Here is a 25,210-nt window from a genome sequence, read left to right on the forward strand (position 1 = left end):
ATTGAGATTTGCACGTTGTGGCGGCGATATGCACGTTAATTTTGGGATTTGCACGTTACACGGAAGATATGCTCGGTAACTTGCGGATATGCACGTTACACGGAAGATACGCTCGGTAACTTGCGGATTTGCACGTTACACGGAAGATTTGCTCGTTAACTTGCGGATTTGCACGTTACACGGAAGATATGCTCGTTAACTCGCAGATTTGCACGTTATGCCCGCGATTTGCACGTTACGCCAGAGATATGCTCGATATCTCTTGGATTTGCACGTTACACTCGCTATATGCACGTTACCCCTCATATTTGCACGTTGCGCCAAATACCTCCTCGATTCACATACAACTTAAATGTCACACTTCAAAAAACGAAAAGAGCACAGCCTCATTCGACTGTGCTCTCAAAATCTATATATTTATTATGTTTTAATTCGGTTCAATGATCCCATACTTGCCGTCACTTCGGCGGTATACGACATTTGTAGAATTTGTCTCAGCATTTGTGAAGACGAAGAAATTATGACCAAGCATGTTCATTTGTAAAATGGCTTCTTCGCTGTCCATTGGTTTCAAATCGAATCGTTTCGTACGAACTAATTCGTAATCTTCATCCTCAATATCTTGTACAGCTGTTGCTGAATTTCCATTGATTGTGAACATGGCACGTGTAGAACCTTTTTCACGTAATTTACGGTTTACTTTTGTCTTATGCTTACGAATTTGACGTTCAAGCTTGTCAGTAACAAGGTCAATTGCTGCATACATGTCATCATGAGATTCCTCGGCTCTTAAGACTAATTGAGGCATTGGAATTGTAACCTCTATTTTATGATCCTTTGCGCTATTTACCTTCAAGTTAACATTTACATTTGCGTCTGGAGTACCATCAAAATATCGCTCTAGCTTACCAAGCTTCTTCTCAACATACTCCCGTAATGCTGGAGTTACCTCAATGTTTTCACCACGTACGTTGTAATTCATACAAGAACTCCTCCTTTTAACTCGACTCACCTAAATAAACAACAAATTACATATTCACAACTTAAACCTATCTTAGCTTGTTCAACCTGTGAAATTTTATAACCCTTCATTTTAAAAAGGTTATAATTACATATTCTACAGATCCTTCTTCTTTTCCTGCTTTTCGACAAACTTTTTTCATGACAAAAATGTGAACGATGGATGATGTGTTAACTTACTGTAAATCCAATGTAAAAAATGTGTAAGTGTTGAAACTATATGCATTTCTACAGTGAGTTATGAGTGATTCGTATAACAATGACATGAATCATTACACGAATAACTCTTCACCGATAATTTCTGGTATTTGTAAAAGATTAAACACCTCCATCACTTCTTCTTTAACATGGGAAACAACCACTTTTATTCCCTTTTGCTCAAGAGTTTTAATCATTTGCAGAAAAATTCCGATACCAGAAGAATCTACAAATGGAACATCTTTAAAATTAAGGTTCACTGAATTGAAGTCTTCCAATGAAGGAATGAGTTCCTCTTCAACCACTTCAGTAACATCTATATCCAAATCTCCTTCTAATTTAACCTCTACATACTCATTTTCTTTTAGTAATATATAACGAAACATGTGATATCCCCCAACCTATCCATCATTGAATAACAATTTTTCCATCCTTACCAAGGTGCGCTTTAACATGATACCTTGTTTCCGAGAAGGTGTATTTTTGATTTCCAATCTTAATTGAACTGCCTTCCATGATCTTGTTAATATGAATTTTTTGATCATCTGGAACAGCGATTAAGGTAGACGTACCACTCATTGCACCTACTTCATTAATCTCTACACCTAATCGACCATATACTTCACCGCCGCGAAGAATACCACTAATTTTAAGAGTACCCCCCGCATGAACCCTTGAATTGATACACCCTTTATCAGTGATTAAAATATTTCCACTACAGTATAGTCTGCTATTAAGAGAATTTGAAATGGTAATATATGAATCGGGTTCAACTGGCGTTTTACTTAATTCATGCAGATCCTTCATTTTTCTAGATAGTCCTGCAATAGTTTCAAGTGAAGTCACTTCATTCGTTAATGATAAGAAGAGCTTATTTACAACTAACGCGATCTCTTTCCATTCCTCATCCTGTAAGTAATTTTCACTCATTTTGACAATATCTATATACTTTTTAGCAAGAGGCGGAAGGTTTTGAAATTTTTTCTCTAATAAAATCCGTATCAACGGCTGAAATCCCGCCCGTGATAAATCACTTGACTTGAAAGCTGTTGATGTAGAAAGTTGTTTAATTACAAAAATTAAATTTGTGATTTGTTGATGCAAATTACCGAGTATATGGCCTAATTCAGCAATTATCAAGTTATTTTTCCCTGCCGAAACCTCTGATCCGATGACAGTACCTTTTGCAATGATTGCCCCTGATGATGTAAGAGTGGCCATGTTAACAGTTTGATAAATGGTAAGATCGCCTTCTGCTTCAACCTTCATTCCTTCTTTTACCTCGCCTCTAATTTCAACATCACCTGTAAAACGAATATTTCCAGAAGCTAGGTCAACATTTCCTTCATGGATTAATTTCTGCATGATTGCAACTTTAACAAGCTGCCCTCTAGTTTCAACTACCGGACGACCCGATTGTGTAGCGACAATTTTATTTTCAACAACCGTTACACCTTTTCCAGTCTTCAATAGGATGGGAAAGGTTTGCTTCGCAGGCAATGGTTCGTTAGTAACGGTATATCCCATTTCTCCGGGTACAGGTGGATGAACAATTGCAATGAGTTGTCCCCTATCAACCGATGGTATTTTTTTTATTTCTCTAAAATCGATACGACCATCCTCATTTTCTTTAAGCCCTTCAGATGTGTTCATATCAACCTTAACTTCTACCCAACCATCTTTACCAGGCTTTGGTTTAATGCCTGTCGCAATTTCAAATGTGCTTGGGACAGTTACTCCTATCGCTTTTATAATTTCAGCTTGGTTAAATCCATGTTTCACATGCAATGACTCTAACTCCTGTAGGACATCTGCATAGGATAGGGTATTTTCGACCTCTCTCACTTCATCAACGCGCAGTTCAATATGATCATCTGGCTCACTATCAACTATTTTTCTATTAAGTTTGTAGCCAGGCTCCACTTTTACCAATACCCTCAATCTTTGATCGTCCATGGAAATTGACCATTTTGTTTCCTTAACCTTCTCTTCTACCTTAATCTCATATGAATCTTGTTCAGATATAATCGCTGTTCCTTCGGTTACAGGCTGACCATTTTTAAAAAGCTTCACTCCATTTGGCACCGTAACCATCGGATAATGGGTGGGCGAGGATCTACAATATAAATGCCCACCTTTCACCCACACTTTACCAATAAGCAAATCTATTTCTTTCGTTGCCTCGATAATATCAGGATCTGTCATTTCATTCTGATTCAAGGGATTCTCTAGTACTTCAGGCATATCAGAGACAATATCCTCCATTATATCGAATGGATCTACTTCATTTTCCTTTATCGTTTTATCAATCTTTGTAAGCTTAACAATTCCTTCTTTTGTGCCAAGTCCCAAAAAGCCTTTCGATTCATTTTGAATAATTTCAATCGTTACTTCGTCTTTCGTTGTTTCTAATAAACCTAGTCCAATTTCAATCGCTTGATTTATATCTTTACCCTTTGAAACAATACTTTTCATAACCACCAGATCCCCCTACCATAACACTGGAGAATTTAAACTTGTAATATCCGCTTTTCTTTCACTTATTTTTAATAAAACCATTGTAATATCATCCCTCTGTGGCATTCCTTCTGTAAATTCATTGATTGAATCCATTACACTTTTTTCGATTTCTCCAACACCTTTATCTTTATTAGCTAATAATGTTTGCGTAAGGCGCTGGAGTTTAAATTGCTCACCACTCTTGTTTTGTGCTTCAACAATTCCATCGGTGTAGAAAAATGCTGTGTCATGTTCTTCTAATTGAATCGTTTTTTCAAGATAAACTTGATTTGGAAGTCCTCCGACCATAATCCCTTTTGCCTTAGGAAGCTCCTCAACACAATTACTTTTACCTTTGATAAGTAATGGAGGATTATGTCCTGCATTCGCATATGTTAACTTTGATGTTTTCGGGTTCCAGTCCGCGCAAAATAATGTTACAAACGATTTTAGCGTTCGCAAATCGTCAAATAATGCTTGATTCATTGCCGTTAATGTTTCCCCGGGGCCCTGTGTACTCTCCGCTGCACTCCGAAACGCGCCCCTCGTTAAAATCATTAGCATCGCAGCAGGTATTCCTTTCCCCATCACATCACCTATAACAATGCGAATATTTCCATTTACTAACGGATAAAAATCAAAATAGTCTCCACCAATTAACCTTGCTGGAACTGATGAGCCAGAAACCTCCCCACCTTCAAATAAAGGAGTTTTTCCATTTAGTAAAGAGGCTTGGATATTCTTCGCCAAATTAATCTCACGTTGCAATGATTTATCCAACTTATCTGTTTCGTAAGAACCTGTTGAAATCGTATAGGATAAACTATCCATAAACATCATAGTACCTCCCCCTGCACTGTGTTCAAAATGTCATACAGCCCCACCGTTTCCAACACTTGCTTCGTTAATTCATCTTCTCCCTGAAACTTCAGTTTTAACCCTTTTTCCTTTGACATAAAAATGGCACCCATAATTGACCCAATCCCAGTTGAATCAATAAATTCCAATTTTGAAAAATCAATGATTAACGTATTAATTCCATCCAATTCTTCTAAATAGGGGTCAATGACATTTGCTGTTGAAATGTCTAAAATACCCTCCAGGAATAATGTTAAAGTTGTTTCATTACACGCTTTACTTATTGTTAATCCCATACATTTCCCCCACTTTATAATTTAAATTTTCCAATTTGATCAAGTAATGTATTTGAAGTATCTGAAATCTCACCTGATTGTATATATAATGATTTTAGTAAGTCAGATAAACTAATCGTAATAGTAGTTGTAGCAGAGGTACGTTCCTTCGCTACTTCTCTCATAAAATCAATTTTCTCAATCGCTTCTTGCACATTTCTATTTTCTTGATATGGGGTTAGAACTGCTACGATTTCATCTAGAAATGCCGTAATATCATAAAGCTGTTCCCTTGATTTGATCGTTGCATTCGTAGATATTTCATACAATTTCTCTAAAGATTGTGACGCTTCTGCTTCTAGGAGCGCTGAAAACTTTTGTGTTTTTGTAGCTTGTTCATGCATATCTAGCACAAGTTTGTTCAATTTATCGACCATTCGATTTAAACTTTCCGATACATGTTCAATTTCACTACCGTCATGTATAGTACTCTTTGCTGTAAGATCTCCATATTCTATCGATGTAATTTGAAGTACAATTTGTTGGACCTTCCCATAAATTCTTTCGAAAGAACGATACATTAGTAGAAATATGAATAGGATTGAAATAGCAACTGACGTAAATAAAATAATAGAATGGATTACTAGTGGTCCGGTCATTTCTTTATAATCCAATGTAATTGAAATAACCTTCTCATTTTCGATTGGATAGAAAAGCTTCAGAACCTTCTTACCGCCTACCGATTGAACATATGATTGCTCGGCAGGGGACTCTGCCATCTTCATAATTGTCTTAATATCCTTTTCTGTTTGATATTGAAAGCTTCCATATATGACTTTTTTCAAAGGTGGCCACAGTTGATTCTCTAAATTAGGATTTTGAAAAACCTTTGGATCTAATACAGTAATATCCTTAATATACTTATGTTGTTTCATAATCTTTTTAATCCAAGATCCTGGTCCAACCTCAAGGGTGAACTTTTCAATATCATCTGCTTCAATATAAGGATTGATCAGAAAGTCTGCTCCTTCTGGGTGATAGTATGCATATTTAAAAAACTGTCCTGGATGGACATCAGAGCTTAAGATTGGTAAAACTAACATCCCATCACCAGTATAGGCGCTTTCAATGATAGGATTTTCCCCATTAAAGATTGCATTTATTGTCTTTTTCAATTCGTTCGTTTGATTGAGTTGATAACCAATCTCCGCTGGATCTGTCGCCTTTACAACAATATAATCCTCACCTTTTTTACTAATTATCGAAATATCCGTGAGGTTTAATCTCTGTTTAATTTGGATTAATTGCTCATTTGTAATATCACTGGCCTTTGTTGTATTCAATAAATCATCAATATGCTTGGCATCTGCTATGATTTTCAGATCAATTTGATATTCAATATTTTTTGCTGCCAGATCTGTTTCTTTTATCCCATGACTAATACTTTCATTGATCATAATCGTGTTCTTTTCAATCTCATAGTCAATTTGTTTATTCATAAAATAAAGCTGGACTACACTCGAAATAAGCCCCATTACAAGAAAAATTGAGATTAATCGAGTTGAAAATTGTTTGCGTAATGAAGATTTCTTTTTTTTCATGGTCACCTTCCCATTTCGATTAAGACTTATCATATCCTAAGTTTGTGATTAACCAGTTGGAGTGTGATTCCTCTCCTTCTCTTTAACCATATCAAATACCAAAATAAGGATTGAACCCTTTGGAGAAGAATATAGTAAAAGCTGTTTCGCCATCTTCATCATGAGTGTGAACCCCTGTCCCATTGATTTCTTTGTCGAATACCCAGCTAATAATGTCGCCCTTGGCAATTCATCTAATTGAAATCCCGGTCCATTATCATCAATCACGAAACGAATTTCATTTTTTTCAAGATCTTCAATCAGTGTCATTTTTCCTTCTTCCGCATGCTTAATCGTATTTGTGATTGCCTCTGATAAAGCAAGTAACCAACTCATAATTTGAGAATTGCTTATTTCTCTATTTTCTAAGCAACTTTTCACAATATTTCGACAGGTAGGAATATCAGAACGATCCTTAATGGTTCTCTCACATAAAATATTACCTTCTTTATATCTGTTAACTTCATCTTCACTTATTAGCAAAAGTCTACCCTGTGTCGCCGCAAATACGACATCCCGATATACTTCCCATTTCTCATCGTTTCTTGTCGTTGGTCCTAACACAACTGTCTCTATAGGTGACTGAAATAGCTCATTTTTATAAATAGCAAATGCCTTCAACATCGCATTTTGGATACTAGATTTGACATCTAATTGCTTGATTCGAACTGAAATATCTTCTTTCTCAGCATCCCAAATTAACATCTGTTCACTCAATTGAAGTAATCTTACAGCTTCATCACACGAGTTGAGGAATGATTGTTTTGATAACGATAAATAAAACAAGCGATTTCCCTCTGATGAATCCACTCCAAGATATTTGCTTAATTTCTGAGCGAGAAAACCACGCTTCGTCATAAATTCCAATTCAGTGTAGGCTAAGCCCACTGGGAGAGTCATTGCAATTGGTTCACTCTTATCCTTCACAACATATTTCCGAACATGATCAAAAAGCCGTCTCACAGTTACCCCTCCCCTCCCAGTTTCATTCAGGTGGCATAATTGTGATCTCATCATCAAAAGCCCCCTTCATAGAAAAAAATAAATATCCGATAATCGTTTGAGAGAATAGCATGTTTGGAATTCCTCCTATCAAAGTCACACATAGTTCTATTAAAAATGCCTACCAATAGATTGGTAGGCAAAAGATGATCAACAAATAGGCTTCTATAATCGCCCCACTTAATCAATCACAATTTTTATCCAATCCTTTTCGGAAACTCGGCAATCATAGCTTACACAGCCTTAGACCCGTAGTTTTGCGTCCTTATCTTTCAATAAGTTTGCCATTTTCGAAGGTTATTCTACTTAATTTATCGTCTGTTTTTATGGTGACATGTAGTGGTAAATCTTGCCCTAACATATGAACATACAGAGTATTCCTTACTAATTATTTTTGGGAAGGGGTACTCTGTTTGTTTCAAATAGCTAAAAAAAGAGACTCTAGTAAAACTAGAGTCCCTTACAAATAATCAATTCCGTTGAACAAGATATTTCGAGTGGTGACATGCACACAGACTCGATGATTTTATGAATATCTCTTCGCCGATAATCTCCGTAACTCCATCATTGAATGACAATTTTCCCATCCTTATCAAGGCGCGCCTTTACATGATACCTTGTTTCCTCAAAAATGTATTTTTGATTCCCAATCTTGATCGAACTACCTTCCATAATCTTGTTAATATAAATTTTTTGATCATCTGGCACAGCGATTAAAGTTGATGTACCACTTTTAGCACCTGCTTCATTAATTTCTACACCTAATCGACCATACACCTCGCCACCGCGAAGTATACCATTAATTTTCAAAGTTCCACCCGCATGAACCTTTGAATTGACACAACCTTTATCAGTAATCAATATATTTCCGCTACAATACAGCCTGCTATTAAGGGAATTTGAAACTGTAATATATGAATGAGATTCTACTAGCGTATTATTTATTTTAATCAAGTCTTCCATTTTTCTAGATAGCCCTGTAATGGTTTCAAGTGAGGTCACTTCATTCGTTAATGATAGAAAAAGCTTATTTATGATTACTGCTAACTCTTTCCACTCCTCATTCTGCAAGTAGTTTTCACTCATTTTTACAATTTCTATATACTTTTTAGCGATATTTGGGAGGTCTTGAAACTTTTTCTCCACTAATAGCCGGATTAAAGGCTGGATTCCTGCCTGTGATAAATCACTTGACTTGAAAGCTGTAGATGTAGAAAGTTGTTCAATGACAAAAATTAAATTTGTAATTTGATGATGTAAATTAGCGAGTATCTGGCCCAATTCATTAATTATTAAATAATTTTTTCCTGCCGAAACCTCTGACCCGATGATAGTACCTTTAGAAATGATTGCTCCTGTTGATGTAAGAGTGGCCATGTTAACAGTTTGATGAATGATGAGTTCACCTTCTGCGTTAATCTTCATTCCCTCTTTAACCTCGCCTCTAATTTCAACATCACCTGTAAAACGAATATTTCCAGAAGCCAAGTCAACATTTCCTTCATGGATTAATTTCTGCATAATTGCAACATTAAAACAATGCCCCCTTGTTTCAATTACCGGTCGACCTGATTGGGTTGCGATAATTTTATTCTCAACAACTGAAACACCTTTTCCAGTTTTCAACATAATTGGAGACGTTTGTTTTACAGGAAGCGGTTCACCCATTACGGTATATCCCATTTCTCCTGATATAGGTGGATGAACAATTCCAATGAGTTGTCCCCTTTCAACGGAAGGTATTCTTTTTATTTCTCTAAAATCAATACGACCTTCCTCATTTTCTTTTAACTCTTCAGATGCGCTCATATCAACCTTGATTTCAACCCATCCATCCTTACCTGGCTTAGACTTGATGCCTGTTGCAATTTCAAATATGCTTGGGGAAGTTACTCCTATTGCTTTTATAATTTCAGCCTGGTTTAATCCATGCGTCACATGCAATGACTCTAGCTCATGTAAGACTTCTGCATACGAAAGGGTATTTTCGACCCTTCTCACTTCTTCCACACGTAATTCAATATGATTGTCTGGCTCATGATCAACTATTTTTTTTGTCACTTTGTAGCCAGGCTCCACATTTAACAATACCTTCAATCTTTGATCATCCATGGAAATCGACCATTTTGTTTCCTTATCTTCATTTTCCGTCTTAATCTCATAAGAATCTTGTTCAGATAAAATCACTAAGCCTTCGATTATAGGTTGACCATTTTTAAAAAGCTTAACACCATTTGTCACCGTCACCATTGGATAATAGGTGGGGGATGATTTACAATATAAATACCCATTTTTCACCCACACTTTACCTGCAAGCAAATCTAATTCGTTCGATGTCTCGATATTTTCAGCAACTGGATTTTCATTATTTTTCAAAGGATTCTCGGGTATCTTAGGCACCTTTGATACAATATCTTCCTTTATCGTCTTATCTAACTTTGTAAGCCTGACAATTCCTTCTTTACAGCCAATTCCTAAAAATCCTTTAGATTCATTTTGAATGATTTCAATGGTTACTCCATCTTTCGTTGTTTCTAATAAACTAAGCCCACTTATAATTGCTTGATTAATATCTTTACCTTTTGAAACAATACTTTTCATAAACAATCCCCCATACACTTCCCCTGCTTAATAATTTTGGATCTACATAAAGATCACTTAACCGAGCATATAATGATTACTCCAACACCCTAGTCTCTTTAGATAACTAAAAAAGTTCTTTGTATGAAATAAGAACGCATTCATCGCAGCGTTGTGGATATATATTTTATATATATCCGCGTTTTTTCTATTGAATTTGGAATAGTTTTATGCAGTTCTTGCTCCTTCGATTGAGGAATTTTGAGAAGGTAATACTTTCGTAGAGATCTGGTGGCAAAAATAGGAGGAAATCTTCCAATAGTTTAGTACTAATATTCTTTCAAAATCAATCATATTCTAGCAATAAGCATACACTCCTTTCATTATGTCGATTATAGCATAGAATCCAACTGAATTGTTTAAGTATTCCGATACTTCATAAAAAAAATGTCCCATATAGGGACATTTCACATTATTTTCTTTTATCGAAAAACCTACCATCAGGGTTATATGATTCATATGGATTTCGGTATTTCTTTTGTGGGGTTTTTGCTTTATTAATGGAAGCAATATCTTGTTTGATTGATGTGAATAGAATTGTTAGCTTACTTTTAATCTTAGTATCCATTTCAATGATTTGTTTGCCTAATTTCTTCTCTTCATCATTCACAGGGGGAGCAACAATTGTTAATGCTTGCTCCCGTTTATCAAGTAAATCCATAACTTTTTCAATATACTCGTCTCTCAGTTCTTTTTTATGCTCATTATCTAAATGATTTAGAAGTGCTTCAGTATATTGATATAACTCTTTTAAAGCCATTACGCGATTCCGCCATTTTTGAATTGCTTCGCTCTATTTAAGCGAATCACTTCTTTCCATGTATCACGAAATTCAATAACTAAACCCTCTGCTTCTTTTAAAGCAAGATCATCATTTTTTACATTTGCTTCAATTAGCTTGCGATTAATAAAATCATATAGTAGGCGCATTTCCTTTGAAATTTGATAATCCATATTGAGTGTAACCATTAGTTCATTGATGATATTCTGCGCCTTACTTATATTAACATGCTTTTTCTCAATATCTTTTTCTTGAATCGATTGCTTTGCTAACCCAATATACTTTAGACAACCATTGTATAGCATAAGAGTTAGCTCACCAGGTGTCGCAGTGAAGACTGAATTATCTTGATATGTTTGATATGGATTGTGTAGAGACATCTTTTCTCTCCCCCTTCAATACTTCTTACTTTCATTTACTATTTTTTATCCAAACATACCCATAAGACTACTAGATTGTTGATTCATCTTTTCTATCGCCGTTTCCATTGCTGTGAATTGCTTCCAATAACGATTCTCAATCATTTTTAATTTATCTTCCCAGCTATCCATTCGTTCCTTCAATTCAGTTAAATCCTTACCAATGACACTCGTATCTAAATTTGAAGGACTATTTAATGAACCTGCTTTTTCAACTAACTTTTTAACGGTAGAATTAACCCCGTCCATAATTCGAGTTGCAATACCATCATCTTTAGTAAAAAGATTCATTACCTCGTCAGGATTATTTGCAATTGCCTCACGTAATTTTTCTTCATTAATGGTTAGTTTTCCATCAGTTGATAAATACCCGGTTGAAATTCCAATCTCTGATAACATTCGAATATTACCTGATGGTATACTGTCTACTGGTTGATACATTTTTATACGAAGATCATTTAAAGCACCTCTTAAAATGGGGTCATTATACAAAAGTCCACTTTGTGCAGCTTTATCCCATTTTTCAGCTTCTTTTTCTGTTAATCCTTCTCGTTGTTCCTCTGTTAAAGGTGCGTAATCACGTTGACGTTTCTCTTTTGTCTTCGTATTAAGGCTATCGATAAGTGAATTATAATCTTCAACAAATTTTTTAATATTGTCAAAGATAGCGTCAGTATCAGATGAAACATTGACTGTTGTAGTCCCTTTTGCCGCAATCTTAATGTCCATACCATAGACGGTAAGATCATTCGTGGCACTAGTAACTGTTGCTACACTTACTCCACTTCCGCCGCTTACTTTTACTTCTGCGTCTATTCCTTTAAAATTTGTTTCTAGTAAAGGTGTATTAGAAATAGCTCCACCATTTACAATTGCATTTGCAACACCGATAGTTCCAGTATCCTTTATAGTAATTTCTTGCTTTAAACCAGTATCCTTTGTAGAAATCACAAATCGACCTGTCGCATCGTCAAAGCTTGCTCGCAAGCCAAGAGATTTTCCATTTGAATCAGTTAAATTTGCGATTTGAGTAGCAAGACTACTAAAAGTAGTTTTATCATCAATAGTAATCTCTTTACCTGTTAAAACATTACCTGTTGAATCCTTTGTATTAATCTGGATAGTAGTTGGCGTAGTTCCAGATAGTATCTTATCTGATCCTTTAACATTACCATTCGCAGAGGTAATAGGATTTCCAGAAAATATCTTCGCAGCCTCTGCAACTTTTATAACTTCAACTTCATAATTCCCCGATACCGCAGATGACTTAGCAGTTACACTCGCCACATTTGAATTAGTATTAGATGCTTTATACCCATTAAATGAGCTTTGAAAACGCAACTTATCATTGTTTTTCTTGAAAGTATCTAATTCTAGATTCACATCTCGATATGCATCTCGTTGCCATTGCAGCCATTCCTTTTTTTGAAAAAGTTTATCAAGAGGCATTCTTTCTGCCTTCATTAAGTCAGTAATAATTTGGGCTGTATCTAGTCCTGAAGCAAAACCTGTAATCCTCATTTGGTTATTTACCAAGAAGACCACCTCCGTTAAATTTTATTATCAACAAATAATCCTAAGAATTCTTTCATTGACGCATACATGTCTAATAGCTTTTTAGGTGGAATCTCTTTTACTACTTCTTTCGTTAGATCATTCACTAGCGAAACATAATATTTCCCAAGCTTTTCATGGTACTCATATTTAAGTGTAGTGTGAGTATTTCCTAATACTTGGTTCATGTCATTTATGACTTGACTTAAATCTTTTTCATTAAATTCTTTTTCATTCACATTTTCTTGTTGTGTGTTGCTCTTAGGCTGTTGGTCAAGGTTGTATTGTCTTTCTTCTAATGAATTGGTAGTAACATTATTTACACCTTGTACACTAATACTACCAATCGAATGATTAAAAATAGAATCAACAGAGCCCATTATTACCCTCCTAAAGATTTTTCTATTTCTTATATCGGATGAAATAGAATAACCTTTACTGACTATTGACCTATTTATCATAATTTTGTAGGTTCGTGTTAGAATTTTGTTGATAGTAATAAAATTTAACGTTTTTTTCAGCTCTCCCCATTAATATCGACACAAGCTATTATTTGTGAATGACCAAGTTTTTCCTCTTGCCATTTTGAAATAAGCCCAACTACAGGTCTACTAAACACTTCCAGTTTTTAACCGATAATTAATTAAGAATGGAGGTATTCATATTGAAAATTTCGTTAAGTAACGATGCAAGAAATATCAGGTGGCCAGAGTCATATACAAATCATTCAAATGCTAATCTAATGTTCACAAAAAGTCATAATGATCGTATTAATATCAGTAATCAATCTCGACAATTATTTAATGGGATGAAAAATGGGAAACAAAATTCAATGATTGAAGGGTTAATGAAACAACGAGAAGCATTAATAGAGAGGAGGAGCAATTTAACTGAACATATGATAAATTCTGGACAAGATCTATCAGGTTTTAAAGAACAACTAAAGGAATTTGAAAAACAAATAGCCGAGATAGATGCTGCAATTGCTAAGCAACAAATAGAAGAACGTAATATGATCCTAGGTTCTAATGGAAATGAGGATGCAAAAACTTCTCCTGACTCAGAGGAAGAGAAATTACTAAACCAGGCAGTAACATTAGATCAAGTAAAAACATTAGATAGTGTATTTAATCGCTTGGAACGTGAAAAAAATACACTAAAGATCGAAATCAAACTAGATGCTAGTAGGGGGGCAAATATTGAAGGAAAACAAGATAAAATTAACAAAATAGAAGATAAACTCCAAACAATTCAAGGACAATTCAATGAAATAGTAGGCCATCAATTAAAGAATGATGAGTCTATTGAAAATGAAGAAAATATAAATGAGAAGAAGTCAGTAACATATGATAAATTAGGAGAAATAAGCTGATAATAAACTCCAAAGGAGGAGGGAAATTTTGATAATAAATTGCAGTGATGTTAGCTTTAAAAACGAAATAAGAAATTTTTATATTAATGATTCTAGTTATGTTAATTTCCCAATACTTAGAATGGGAAAAAGGAGTTATATTGTTGATTCAAAGATAGAGGCAAGGGTAACTCCTGATTCCACCAATATTCTTATTGGAAATTATTCTTCTATCGCACATGGTGTATCCTTCTTACTTAATTTGAATCATGATTATTTATCTGTTTCCTCTTATGATTGGTCGAGTGTTTTAAATTGGGATGTAGACATGAAAATTAAAACAAAAGGCCAAATTATTATCGGTAATGATGTATGGATTGGAAGAGGTGCAACCCTGTTACCCGGCATAGTTATTGGGAATGGAGCAGTAGTAGCTGCTGATGCAGTCGTAACAAAGGATGTACCACCTTATGCAATTGTTGGCGGTAATCCGGCAAAAGTCATAAAATATCGATTTTCAAATGAGATTATTGATAAACTCAATAAAATAAAGTGGTGGAACTGGAAAGATAATAAAATTATGGAAAGTAAGGACTACATAACAGGAAATGTAGACGACTTCGTATCAAAATTCACCCCTGAAAATAGTAACTCAGGAGAAAATAGAAAATATTTAAATTATGATAAGGATATAGATACATACCTATTTCAACCAGATTTTGAAGATCCTTATCCAATATGGAAAAAGGTTATTAGCCAATTTCTAAAGAAATTTTCTTCAAAAGACCAAGTTGCACTCATACTTCGTATAAAAGAATCAGAACGTTTCACGAGTGATATTGAGGACATTATAACATTACTAAGTACTAAGCAAAATCCACCACGTTTTTCAATTTTTAGTGACAATATTGAAAATGAAATGGATTTATTAGATGAGGTTAATTACTTTATTACTACTAGGGAATTCATATCTATGGATTATATTGACTTTTCCATTGATAAAAACATAAAAATCTTATCGGGTTTGGATCATCCAATTTTTGATTAATTCTAGCTCATGTAAAAAGCTTATAGAACTCTATAAGCTTTTTACATATCACGCTATCTCTTGGTTAACAAGAATTCTATAAGTGCATTCTCCCAATTCCTCATTGTTGGAAAATTATTTAACCTTAGTCCCATATGGTCCAATACTGAATTTTGCGGACGTTTTGCTATTTGAGTATATTCCATTGAGCTAACTGGTTCTACATTTACCTTTTTTTGTGCATACTCAAATATTTTATTTGCAAATTCATACCAGGTACACGAACCTGAATTGGTTACATGATAGATTCCGTATAACTGAGTCTTTATCAGTTCTGAAATTTTATCAGCTACATCAATTGTATAAGTCGGAGAACCTAGTTGATCGTTTACAACCTTAATTTGCACTCCTTTCTCTGCGAGGAGCAGCATTGTTTTAACAAAATTACTACCATTTTCTCCATAAAGCCATGAGGTTCGAACGATAAAATATTCACTATGGAAATCCCTTACAATATTCTCACCCGCTAGTTTTGTTCTACCATAGACATTTTTGGGGTTAGGAATATCAAATTCGTTATATTTCCCTTGTTTCTCTCCGTCAAAAACATAATCTGTACTAATGTAGACTAACTTCGCTTTTATTTTATCTGCCGCGACCGCCACATTTCGTGTACCGATTGCATTAATTAAGTATGCGTCATCCTGATTTTCTTCTGCTAAGTCTACCTTCGTATAAGCAGCAGAATGTATGACTATATCAGGTTTTATCTTATTTAACTTCTCAATAACCTGGCTATTGTTCGAAATATCAAGCTCTTCTCTTGAAAAAGCGTACACATCATATTGCTGTCCTTTTAACACTTCACTAATATCTATTCCTAGCTGACCTGTTCCACCTGTAATCAAAACTTTCTCTTTACTCATAATGATGCACCGTATTGAGAAACATAGTATTTTTCGTAATCGCCTGTCTTAATGTGGCTCCACCAGTCTTTATTTTCCAAATACCAGTTTACTGTATCAATTAAGCCATTTTCAAAGTCATACTCTGGCCTCCAACCAAGCTCTGATCTAATCTTTGTTGCATCAATTGCATATCTTCGATCATGACCTGCTCGATCTTCTATATATTGAATCAAGTTCTGTGGTTTTTTTAATATACTCAATATTTCTTTAACTACTTCAATATTTTCCATTTCATTACTACCGCCAATATTGTATACTTCTCCAGGTTTACCATTATGTAGTACTAGGCTAATGGCTGAACAATGATCCTTAACATGAAGCCAATCCCTTATATGTTTTCCATCCCCATAGACTGGAAGCTTTTTATTTTCTAGTGCATTAGTGATCATTAACGGGATTAATTTTTCTGGAAAATGAAATGGTCCATAATTATTAGAACATCTTGTAATATTGATATTCAAGCCGAAAGTTTCATGATAAGCTTTCACTAATAAATCTGCACTAGCCTTGCTCGCAGAATAAGGACTATTTGGAGACAGTGGTGTTTCTTCAGTAAAAAGCCCCACTTCTTCTAATGAACCATATACTTCATCTGTTGAGATTTGAATATATTTTTGTATATGACACTCTTTGGCTACATCTAACAAAACTTGAGTCCCTAACACATTTGTCTTTGTAAAAATACCGGGATCAATTATACTTCTATCTACATGTGATTCAGCAGCAAAATTAACAATGGCATTTACGTCATGTTTACTAACAACATACTGAACAAGCTCTTTATTTTGAATATTACCTTTTACAAATGTGTAATTTTTATGATTCTCATACTCTTTGAGGTTTTCCAAATTACCAGCATAAGTCAAAAGATCAAAATTAATGATATGATAATGTGGATATTTTTCAAGCATATATCTTACAAAATTACTACCTATAAACCCTGCTCCACCTGTTACTAGAACATTCACAATGCATATCTCCTCAAAAGTTTAATTCCGCATATTTTAACAACGGCAAACGTTCATCCTTATTCGATAAAATTGGATTAGAAACAGGCCAAGTAATATTCATTTCCGGATCATTCCATAAAATTCCTCGGTCGTGTTCTGCTGAATAGAATTCATCCACCTTATAGTAAATTTGTGTATCTGGTACCAAAGTACAGAATCCGTGCGCGAATCCTTTTGGTATTAATAATTGTCGGAGATTATATTCCGAAAGAATATATCCTTCCCACTGACCGAAAGTCGGAGAGTTTTTTCTAATATCCACAACAACATCATAAATGACACCAGAAAGTACCCTTACTAACTTTGCTTGTGATTTTGGATTCAATTGATAATGTAATCCCCTAATGGTTCCTGGATCTTTAGATAATGATTGATTATCTTGTACAAATTTCTGATTAAATCCTATATCCTGAAAAATGGATTCATTAAAAGATTCCATAAAGTATCCCCGATGGTCAACATGGGCATTAGGCTCTAATAGTTTCACACCAGGGAATTTAGAATGAATTACGTTCATTATTAACTCCCTCACAACTTCATATTTACATTAAAATAATCTCCGAGATCAATACTCGATGCGAGTTTATTTGCTTTTGCTAGTGACTGATGAGTACCTGCATCTGTCCACCAGCCGTTAAGTACATCATAAGTTAATGAATCTTTTTGAATATATGCATTATTAACATCTGTAATTTCTAGTTCTCCACGATTAGAAGGCTCAATTCCTCTAATAATGTCAAATACTGAAGAATCATACATATAAATACCGGTAACTGCAAATTTACTCTTTGGCCTGTTAGGTTTTTCTTCTATACTTTTAATGAAAGTACCATCTATTTCTGGAACACCAAATCTTTGAGCGTCTACAACTTCTTTGATCAAAATTTTAGCTCCACTTCCCTGTTCAATATACTTTTTTACATATTTCGTAATACTATCAGAAAAAACATTATCACCAAGAATGACCGTCATATTATCATTTCCAACAAACGTTTCACAGAGACTAAGTGCTTGGGCAATTCCTCCTGCTTGATCCTGGACTTTATATGTGAAAGTTACCCCAAAATCAGCCCCGCTCCCAAGTAGGCTGACCACATCACCCATATGTTCTTTACCTGTAACAATCAAAATATCATGAATATCTGCTTCAACTAATTTATATATTGCATGATAGATCATTGGATATTTCCCAACAGGGAGTAAATGTTTATTCGTTACTTTTGTCAGGGGATAGAGGCGAGAACCTGTCCCCCCTGCTAATATAATGCCTTTCATTAAAATAACCTCACTGTTCCAAGTTCATTACATATTCATCAACTAAAGTAAGGAACTGTGTTTTACTATCAAAACAATATTTAATTATCTCTTTTAGTTCACAAACAAGTGAGTCATCTTCTCTTATAATAGAAACTAATTGATTCTTAGCTTCCATATCATTAGGATTTTCATCCAAATTCATCAACAAATTGTAAATAGGGCTATGTTGCTGTATTCCTTGATAAAGAGATATTAATTCCTGGTCTTTTACTTTAGACAATCTAAAATATTCGAGTGCAAGTTTTGATTCACCTAAACTGTTTAAAACAAATATAATATTATATAATGTGTCAGAATCATCTTTATTTAATTCAAATGCCTTTTCCAAGTAAGGAAGAACTTCATCAAACAAACCTTGTCCAAAGTTATTAATGGCAATAAGGTTTAAGATTTCTACTTTTTTCTTCAAATGCTTACAAATGTTTTCTATTATTTCATCTGAACTAAATTGTTCCATCCCTGATAACTCTATTGTAGCTTTATCGACATCTCCGGAATTTAACTTTCCTTCTATTATTTGTAACTTACGTTTTAATTTCATATTTACATCATTTTTCGTTGCCTTAATAATATACTGATATGCATTATACTGGCTTTCCATTGATGGAGCACTTAACCTTGTTAACGATTGGATAAATTCTTCATCTTCCCTTTTTTTTGCTACAGTTGTTGCATTATATTCAATATTAGAATACTCAGCTTCTGTAAGCATCTTATTAATTTCATTTAATGTGAAAAATCTAACATGGGTTCGATCTAGTAATCCCGAATCAGTATAAGTCCAATTCCCATTAATTACACTTCTAAGTAAACTAAAGTGCATTACATTTGGAATACTTATCAACACTTTCCCATTATCCTTTAGATGGTTGCGAATATTTTTCATAACTTGCCACGGATTGTATAGATGTTCTAGAACATCAGCTAAAATAATATAATCAAAATAATCAGTTGGATAATCCATCTCTTTTTCAGCATCTTGTGCTTTAACGTCTGCAAACTGACTAGCAATTAATGAGGCACTTTCATTAAATTCAATTCCATACAAATTAGCATGTTTATATTTACTTTTTATTTTTAATAATGTACCTCCACATGCACATCCTATTTCAAGTACATTTATAGGCTGATCTTGTGGACTGTCTATTAAATTAATTACTTCATTTCTAATATAGGTGGAGTAAGATGGCATAAATCCCCATTTCTCTTCAAACTTAATGCCATTTCGTTTGAGAACATCTGCATACTTTTCGATATTTTCTCCAAATGAAGCTCCACCATAATGATGTATAAATGTATCCTTACACAATAATAATTTAAATCCAGCTTGTAGGATTCTAAAAGAATAATCATCATCTTCGAAATTTCCTGGTGTAAATATCTCATCTAACATGCCGATTTTATCAATTACTTCTCTTTTGATAAGCATACAATACCCAATTAGCTTCAATCGGTATTCCCATTCTTCTGGATTACTTTGATTAAATGACTTTGCAAAATCATGCATTTCAGATAAGCTCTTATAATTCGTTGAGATTGCCGTATAATATGATGCGGAATTAGTCACAGGTCCGACTGCTCCAATATCATCACTACTATAAAGAGCAGTATTCAGATTAGATAACCAATTTTTTGTTACAATTACATCATTATTTAGCAGTAAAATATTATCACCTGTTGAAATCTCTATACCTTGATTACACCCTTTTGGAAAACCAAGGTTTTCTTGATTGTATATCACCTTAATATCATTCTGCTCTTTTAACCACTCAACCGTCCCATCATTAGAACAATTATCTACTACGATTAACTCGTATGTGCCATCTACTGTATATTCTCTGATACTTTCTATACACTGTTTTGTAAAATCTAGTTTGTTATAGGTTAAGATAACAATACTTGTTTTCATCTTCTCATCCTTTTATCTGAATTATTTAACCCATTTTACCAATGGATAATTACGTTCTATTTCCCTTTTCACCAAATTCATACCGTCTTGATCATCCAATTCTTGATACACATGAAAGGCTTTCTCAAAGACGGGGTAATGAGATTTCAAGCTAATCGCATGATTATAAAATGAAAGTGCTTCTTTAAACTGTCTTTGTTTAACACAAGTGTCTGCAAGTCGTTCAACTAAGATAGGATCTTTTTGATTTTGCTTGTATTCATTTACCAAAATAGTTTGAGCTAAATATGATAGGCCATTGTCATTTAATCGTTCTGCAAGCTCCAATACACTATTTTTGCTGGAAAGGAAGATATCGGTCATGTATTTTATTTTTTTATCTTCACTCAAATAAATTAATCTTTCAACAATAAACAAAATGATTTCTTCGAATTCTTTACTCAAATTACTCACTTTGATCTCTTGTTCATTTACTACTTTATTTAAAATCTTCCATTCTTTATCATTTAAGTTAATTATATTTTTATACTTATTAAGAAGTTGATTTTGATTTAGTAAAAAACTTATAAGAATGATATCTTTCACATCATTTTTTTCTATTTGTACATCAAGATTTGACCATAAGTTATACGCCTTTTGGTAATTTTTCGCATAGAGCTCAGAAACTGCCATAACTGCGGATTCAACCTTCAGATTATACATATTGATATAATCCTTAAGGAGTGGACTTTTTATTATTGTAAGTACAATAACTAAATTTTTGAGATCGTCACTATTTTGTATAGGATATATTTTGCTTAAATGTATCTTCACTTGTTCTGCAGGTATCTTAGTCTTTTGAACAATTTCTAAATACATCCTTAAAGCAGTCAAGTTAGATTTATTACACATTAAAGCCTCCATGGCCATATCAAATGCTAGAAGATTTTTACCTAGTTTCATATAAATATTTCCCAATCGAATATACGACAAAAAGCTTCCTACACCTTCGAATGTTTGAAGTAATTTTACTTCACCAAGTTTTAGGCAATGTTGATATGCTAACACTGCATCCTGATAATATTCCAATTCCTCAAAGATTCTTCCTTTCATAAAATGAAAGTCAGTATAATTTGGGAAACTCTCGATAGCTCCATCTACAACATTTAATGCTTCCTCATATCGTTCTAATTCCCTTAAGCAATCAATCATATTGTATAGTAGTGATTGAATGTATAATTGATTTTTAGAAAGTGGGAAAGCAATACGATACGCATCAACTGCCTTATCAAACTGATTGTTTGACCTATACTGTGTACCCAGATTGTAATAATTATAACCACTTGGATTTTTCTCAACTTCTTCTAACAGCATTATTATATTCCGCTGGTGTTTATTTTTATCCTTAACTACTTCATTTTTATACCCATCATGATTAATCGTAAATGTAGTATATTCATGTGATAAATTAAGTGAAGGATCATAGACATTAAGATGTTCATGAATTTTACCGAAATAATTCAACCCTAAAAAGTTTTTGAATAATCTAACAGCAGGATGGAAGATTGCAGATCCACTTGATAGATTGTTTTTTATTTTTACTGTGTAGTGATCCCTTTTTGTTTTTAGTACTTCCTGAAGGTCTGAGGTCTCATCCAAATATTCATCAGCATCTAGTACTAAAATATAATCTGATGTTGCTTTACTTATTGAAAAGTTTCTAGCAATAGAAAAATCTTCTCTCCATTCTAAATCATAGACTTGCGCATGAAAGCTATTTGCAATTTCCTTCGTCCGATCTGTTGAACCTGTATCTACTATAATAATCTCATCTACTTGATTATTTATGCTAGAAAGACATTTTTCTAAAAATCTCTCCTCATTTTTAACGATCATACATAAAGAAATCGAATGTTTCATTTATTAACTACCCCCTAATTTTCGACATATCTCTTTTCTTAATATCGGTTATTCGACTAGATTTTTAACGGATAAATTTTGCCAAGGGATAGGAAACACTGATTAACTCACCCTGCGAATACAAAAAGGCTGAATCCGAGTTGAATTCAGCCTGAAATTGTATTAATTAAAAATCCGTATTAATTGTACGTGTATTGAATGGATGCTTTTGCACCTGCTTTATCTACAGTAATATCAACTGTTCCAGCTGCCGGTGCTGCAGGCATGGATATACGGATGCGATTAGTTGCCAAGAAAGTATAACTCACTTCTTGTCCATCAACTGTAACTGTCATTGCCTTATCGAAATCAGTTCCATATATGACAACAAAATTCCCACCCTTTACAGGACCGCTTGTAACAGAAAGCTTTGTAACTGTAATTGGAACTTGAGTATACTCAAAACCATTAGTAAGAATGAATTCCTGCTGATCCGGATTCACCACTTTTACAGATACTAAACCAGTAGTAACAGAAGCAGGGGTTTTCACTTGTATTTCAGTATCTGTTACAGACACAATTATTGCAGGATTATCACCAAAGTATACCTTTAAACCTTTAGTGAAATTACTTCCAGTAATTGTAATTAATTCATATCCAGTAACGAATCCTGTATTACTCGATAGTGATGTTATGACTGGAGATGGATCTAATACTGGCTCAGTATAAGTGAAACCACCAACTAAAATAGCAGTTTGACCATCTGGGTTTACTAATTTAACATCGACAGTCTTCGCTTGGTTACTGATTGGAATTTTAATACGCACTTTACTATTTGTTACGAAGTCCATGAAAATCTCTTCATCACCAAGAAACACTTGTGCACCTGGAAGGATGTTTTTTCCAAATAAATAAATCGTTTTTTGTTCTCCAGTTAATGCGGATGGATCAGATAAATAACTGATTTCTGGAGCTGGAGCCGGAGGTGGAGCTAAATACTCATATGCATTTACCAATTCCGCAAAAGTACCATCTGGGTTTTCAGCTTTAACTGTAACCAGACCTTCTGATACCCCCTCAGGGACACTCACACGAATTTTGCTAGTATTTGCATAGTAGTTAACAATAGCTTCTTTATCTCCGAAATAAACTTTTACATTCCTGTCAAAATTTGCACCAAATAGGTAAATAGATTCCCCACCTGTTAATATACCTGAATTAGCTGAAAGACTATCAAGTTGAATAACTGGAGGTGGTGGTGGAGTCAAATACGTATATGCATTCGCAAGCTCTGCCTCTGTATGATCTGGATTTACCACTTTGACTGCAACAGTTCCATCGATTTGTGAAGCAGGTACAACTACATAAAGTTTGCTTGCTGTAGAAAATTGTGTTGCCGCTTCAACTCCATTGATGTAAACTTTTGCTCCACTCATGTAATTCGAACCAATAATCGTAATTCTGTTCCCACCAATCATTTCTCCTTCTGCAGGAGTAACAGATGTGATAGTTGGGTCGGCATAATATTGGAATGTACCTAGAGCAAATTGCCCATCAGTATTCACTACTTTAACTTCCACCGTACCTTGTGCACCAACAGGTGTGCTCACAACGATTTCATTAGCAGTTTCAGATACTACTGTAGCCTGATTTGAACCAAAATATACCTTTGCTCCTGGTAAGAAGTTCTTTCCAGTTATCGAAACTGTCTCTCCACCAGTTGTTAATCCCTTTTCAGGATTAATTGTAGAAATAATTGGTTTTGGATTAAGAACTTCAATAATAGGGTTCAAATTGTCTAATGAATAAGTTGTGCTTTGATGATCTTCAAATGTTGTCGTAGTTTTTCCTAACGAGTACTTACCAGCTGTCGTTGAAGTCTTCGCACGAATTTGATAAGTGAATGTTAGTTCATCTGACTTTAATTCTGGTATATCCCATTCCAATGTATTTCCATTAACCTTTGGCTTTGGAATATTGTTATCATATGAACCTGGAACAATTTCAAATTCAGATGAAACCGTGTCTGTTATTTTCACATTGTATGCACTTGCTAATCCAATTTCTTCAGCGATCCTTTTGTACACATCAGGTAAACCGACTGACCCCAGTACAAAGTGATGGTGGCTCGCTGATGAAGCCATATTCTTTAGTAATTCATTCGGTGCACTTTTGCTTGGATCTTCATTTACTCCTAATAGCGCGATAGAGTAAAAATTAATATCTTCCATTTTAGCAGCAGTTGCACTATTTAGCGCATCAGTAGCATTATTCGCAGCACCATCTGTCAGAATTACAATCGTTGGCTGGGCTTCAGTGCGATGATTTGCTAGCATTGCTGTAGCTGTTCTGACCGCATCACCTGTATTCGTACTTCCCCCTAGTTGGATTGTGTCCACATATGCTTTTGCAGCAGTAGCATCAGTAGTTAGAGGAAAAGAAGAGACAGAATCGTCGAAATCGACAATACCCACACGATGTTTAGTCAGATCCATTAAATCAATAAATTCTTTTGTTGCATTTTTGGCTGCAGTTAAGCGATTATCACTCGACATACTTCCAGATTTATCAACAATTAATATTACATCATTCGGTCTAACAAATGTGGAGTCCTTAGGAGTCCCTTTTACTGTCAATGAAACATTTGCAATATCGTTTTCTACCAATTTATTAACATCAGCTGTTTTGGTGACATTCAATAAATCGCCACTAGTAATTGTTGCTGCATCAGCTGAATTTGGCAGAATGAAGCTGAATAATAGAGCTACAACTAGAATCATAGGTCTTATGTAGTGTCTCTTTTTCATATAGCCCCCACCTTTTTTAGTATTTACTATTATATTTTAACATAAAATTGTTTATTT

21 protein-coding genes and 1 riboswitch are annotated in these 25,210 nt (G+C 34.3%); of the genes, 2 read left to right on the plus strand and 19 right to left on the minus strand.

All coding sequences use genetic code 11. The annotated features are described in order from the left end of the window. Positions 1–427: 427 nt before the first annotated feature. From hpf to flaG, 12 genes are all read right to left on the minus strand, one after another. Positions 428–982 carry a ribosome hibernation-promoting factor, HPF/YfiA family gene (gene hpf / locus MJG50_RS06890; protein WP_240253969.1) on the minus strand — a complete coding sequence of 185 codons (555 nt, stop codon included), beginning with the start codon at positions 980–982 and terminating at the stop codon, positions 428–430. Positions 983–1,292: 310 nt separating this feature from the next. Further along, on the minus strand, positions 1,293–1,604 hold the full coding sequence (locus tag MJG50_RS06895) for an STAS domain-containing protein (protein ID WP_240253971.1): 312 nt from the start codon (positions 1,602–1,604) through the stop codon (positions 1,293–1,295). Between the two features lie 22 nt (positions 1,605–1,626). Next, complete coding sequence (locus MJG50_RS06900; RefSeq protein ID WP_240253973.1) at positions 1,627–3,693, minus strand: FapA family protein; 2,067 nt, start codon at positions 3,691–3,693, stop codon at positions 1,627–1,629. Positions 3,694–3,708: 15 nt separating this feature from the next. Next, positions 3,709–4,554 carry a PP2C family protein-serine/threonine phosphatase gene (locus tag MJG50_RS06905; protein WP_240253974.1) on the minus strand — a complete coding sequence of 282 codons (846 nt, stop codon included), beginning with the start codon at positions 4,552–4,554 and terminating at the stop codon, positions 3,709–3,711. Continuing rightward, positions 4,554–4,871: an STAS domain-containing protein gene (locus MJG50_RS06910; protein ID WP_240253976.1), complete on the minus strand. Its 318-nt coding sequence runs from the start codon at positions 4,869–4,871 to the stop codon at positions 4,554–4,556. Before MJG50_RS06910 ends, MJG50_RS06905 begins: the two co-directional genes overlap by 1 nt. Before the next feature lie 14 nt (positions 4,872–4,885). Further along, entirely contained in the window at positions 4,886–6,451 is a 1,566-nt protein-coding gene (locus MJG50_RS06915) for a methyl-accepting chemotaxis protein (protein WP_240253978.1), read from the minus strand. 48 nt (positions 6,452–6,499) lie between these two features. Next, positions 6,500–7,453, minus strand: coding sequence for an ATP-binding protein (locus tag MJG50_RS22300; protein ID WP_240253981.1), 954 nt, complete (start codon positions 7,451–7,453; stop codon positions 6,500–6,502). 249 nt (positions 7,454–7,702) lie between these two features. Next, positions 7,703–7,788: riboswitch (cyclic di-GMP riboswitch) on the minus strand. 268 nt (positions 7,789–8,056) lie between these two features. Beyond that, positions 8,057–10,093, minus strand: coding sequence for a flagellar assembly protein A (locus tag MJG50_RS06925; protein WP_240253990.1), 2,037 nt, complete (start codon positions 10,091–10,093; stop codon positions 8,057–8,059). A 451-nt stretch (positions 10,094–10,544) separates the two neighbouring features. Further along, a complete protein-coding gene (fliT, locus tag MJG50_RS06930) occupies positions 10,545–10,892 on the minus strand; it encodes a flagellar protein FliT (protein ID WP_240253992.1) in 348 nt (115 codons plus the stop codon). Then, positions 10,892–11,293: a flagellar export chaperone FliS gene (gene fliS, locus MJG50_RS06935; RefSeq protein WP_240253994.1), complete on the minus strand. Its 402-nt coding sequence runs from the start codon at positions 11,291–11,293 to the stop codon at positions 10,892–10,894. The genes fliT and fliS overlap by 1 nt, the downstream gene beginning before the upstream one ends. Before the next feature lie 45 nt (positions 11,294–11,338). Continuing rightward, on the minus strand, positions 11,339–12,853 hold the full coding sequence (fliD, locus tag MJG50_RS06940) for a flagellar filament capping protein FliD (RefSeq protein WP_240253998.1): 1,515 nt from the start codon (positions 12,851–12,853) through the stop codon (positions 11,339–11,341). 29 nt (positions 12,854–12,882) lie between these two features. Beyond that, complete coding sequence (gene flaG, locus MJG50_RS06945) at positions 12,883–13,266, minus strand: flagellar protein FlaG (RefSeq protein WP_240253999.1); 384 nt, start codon at positions 13,264–13,266, stop codon at positions 12,883–12,885. Positions 13,267–13,550: 284 nt separating this feature from the next. On the opposite strand from flaG, the gene MJG50_RS06950 reads away from it, so the two are divergent. Together MJG50_RS06950 and MJG50_RS22125 are read left to right on the plus strand one after the other, a co-directional pair. Beyond that, positions 13,551–14,258 (plus strand): hypothetical protein, encoded by a 708-nt coding sequence (locus tag MJG50_RS06950; RefSeq protein ID WP_240254000.1) that lies wholly within the window; start codon positions 13,551–13,553, stop codon positions 14,256–14,258. A 28-nt stretch (positions 14,259–14,286) separates the two neighbouring features. Continuing rightward, positions 14,287–15,285, plus strand: a complete 999-nt coding sequence (locus MJG50_RS22125; RefSeq protein WP_275695529.1) for a CatB-related O-acetyltransferase — start codon at positions 14,287–14,289, stop codon at positions 15,283–15,285. 53 nt (positions 15,286–15,338) lie between these two features. Here the strand turns inward: MJG50_RS22125 and rfbD are convergent, their stop codons facing one another. The 7 genes from rfbD to MJG50_RS06990 all read right to left on the minus strand — a co-directional run bounded on the left by rfbD (position 15,339) and on the right by MJG50_RS06990 (position 25,153). After that, positions 15,339–16,190 (minus strand): dTDP-4-dehydrorhamnose reductase, encoded by an 852-nt coding sequence (gene rfbD / locus MJG50_RS06960; RefSeq protein WP_240254001.1) that lies wholly within the window; start codon positions 16,188–16,190, stop codon positions 15,339–15,341. Beyond that, entirely contained in the window at positions 16,187–17,200 is a 1,014-nt protein-coding gene (gene rfbB / locus MJG50_RS06965) for a dTDP-glucose 4,6-dehydratase (protein ID WP_240254002.1), read from the minus strand. The genes rfbD and rfbB overlap by 4 nt, the downstream gene beginning before the upstream one ends. Before the next feature lie 13 nt (positions 17,201–17,213). Then, positions 17,214–17,759, minus strand: coding sequence for a dTDP-4-dehydrorhamnose 3,5-epimerase (gene rfbC, locus MJG50_RS06970; protein WP_240254003.1), 546 nt, complete (start codon positions 17,757–17,759; stop codon positions 17,214–17,216). A gap of 11 nt (positions 17,760–17,770) precedes the next feature. Beyond that, on the minus strand, positions 17,771–18,517 hold the full coding sequence (locus MJG50_RS06975) for a sugar phosphate nucleotidyltransferase (RefSeq protein WP_240254005.1): 747 nt from the start codon (positions 18,515–18,517) through the stop codon (positions 17,771–17,773). A 10-nt stretch (positions 18,518–18,527) separates the two neighbouring features. Further along, the gene (locus MJG50_RS06980) at positions 18,528–20,468 is read right to left on the minus strand and encodes a bifunctional glycosyltransferase family 2 protein/class I SAM-dependent methyltransferase (protein WP_240254007.1); all 1,941 of its coding nucleotides are present in this window, start codon (positions 20,466–20,468) and stop codon (positions 18,528–18,530) included. 21 nt (positions 20,469–20,489) lie between these two features. Next, positions 20,490–22,367, minus strand: a complete 1,878-nt coding sequence (locus tag MJG50_RS06985; protein WP_240254009.1) for a glycosyltransferase — start codon at positions 22,365–22,367, stop codon at positions 20,490–20,492. A 179-nt stretch (positions 22,368–22,546) separates the two neighbouring features. Continuing rightward, positions 22,547–25,153, minus strand: coding sequence for an IPT/TIG domain-containing protein (locus MJG50_RS06990; RefSeq protein WP_240254010.1), 2,607 nt, complete (start codon positions 25,151–25,153; stop codon positions 22,547–22,549). Positions 25,154–25,210 lie beyond the last annotated feature (57 nt).

The organism is Fredinandcohnia quinoae (assembly GCF_022427965.1).
GTDB lineage: Bacteria > Bacillota > Bacilli > Bacillales > Bacillaceae_L > Ferdinandcohnia > Ferdinandcohnia quinoae.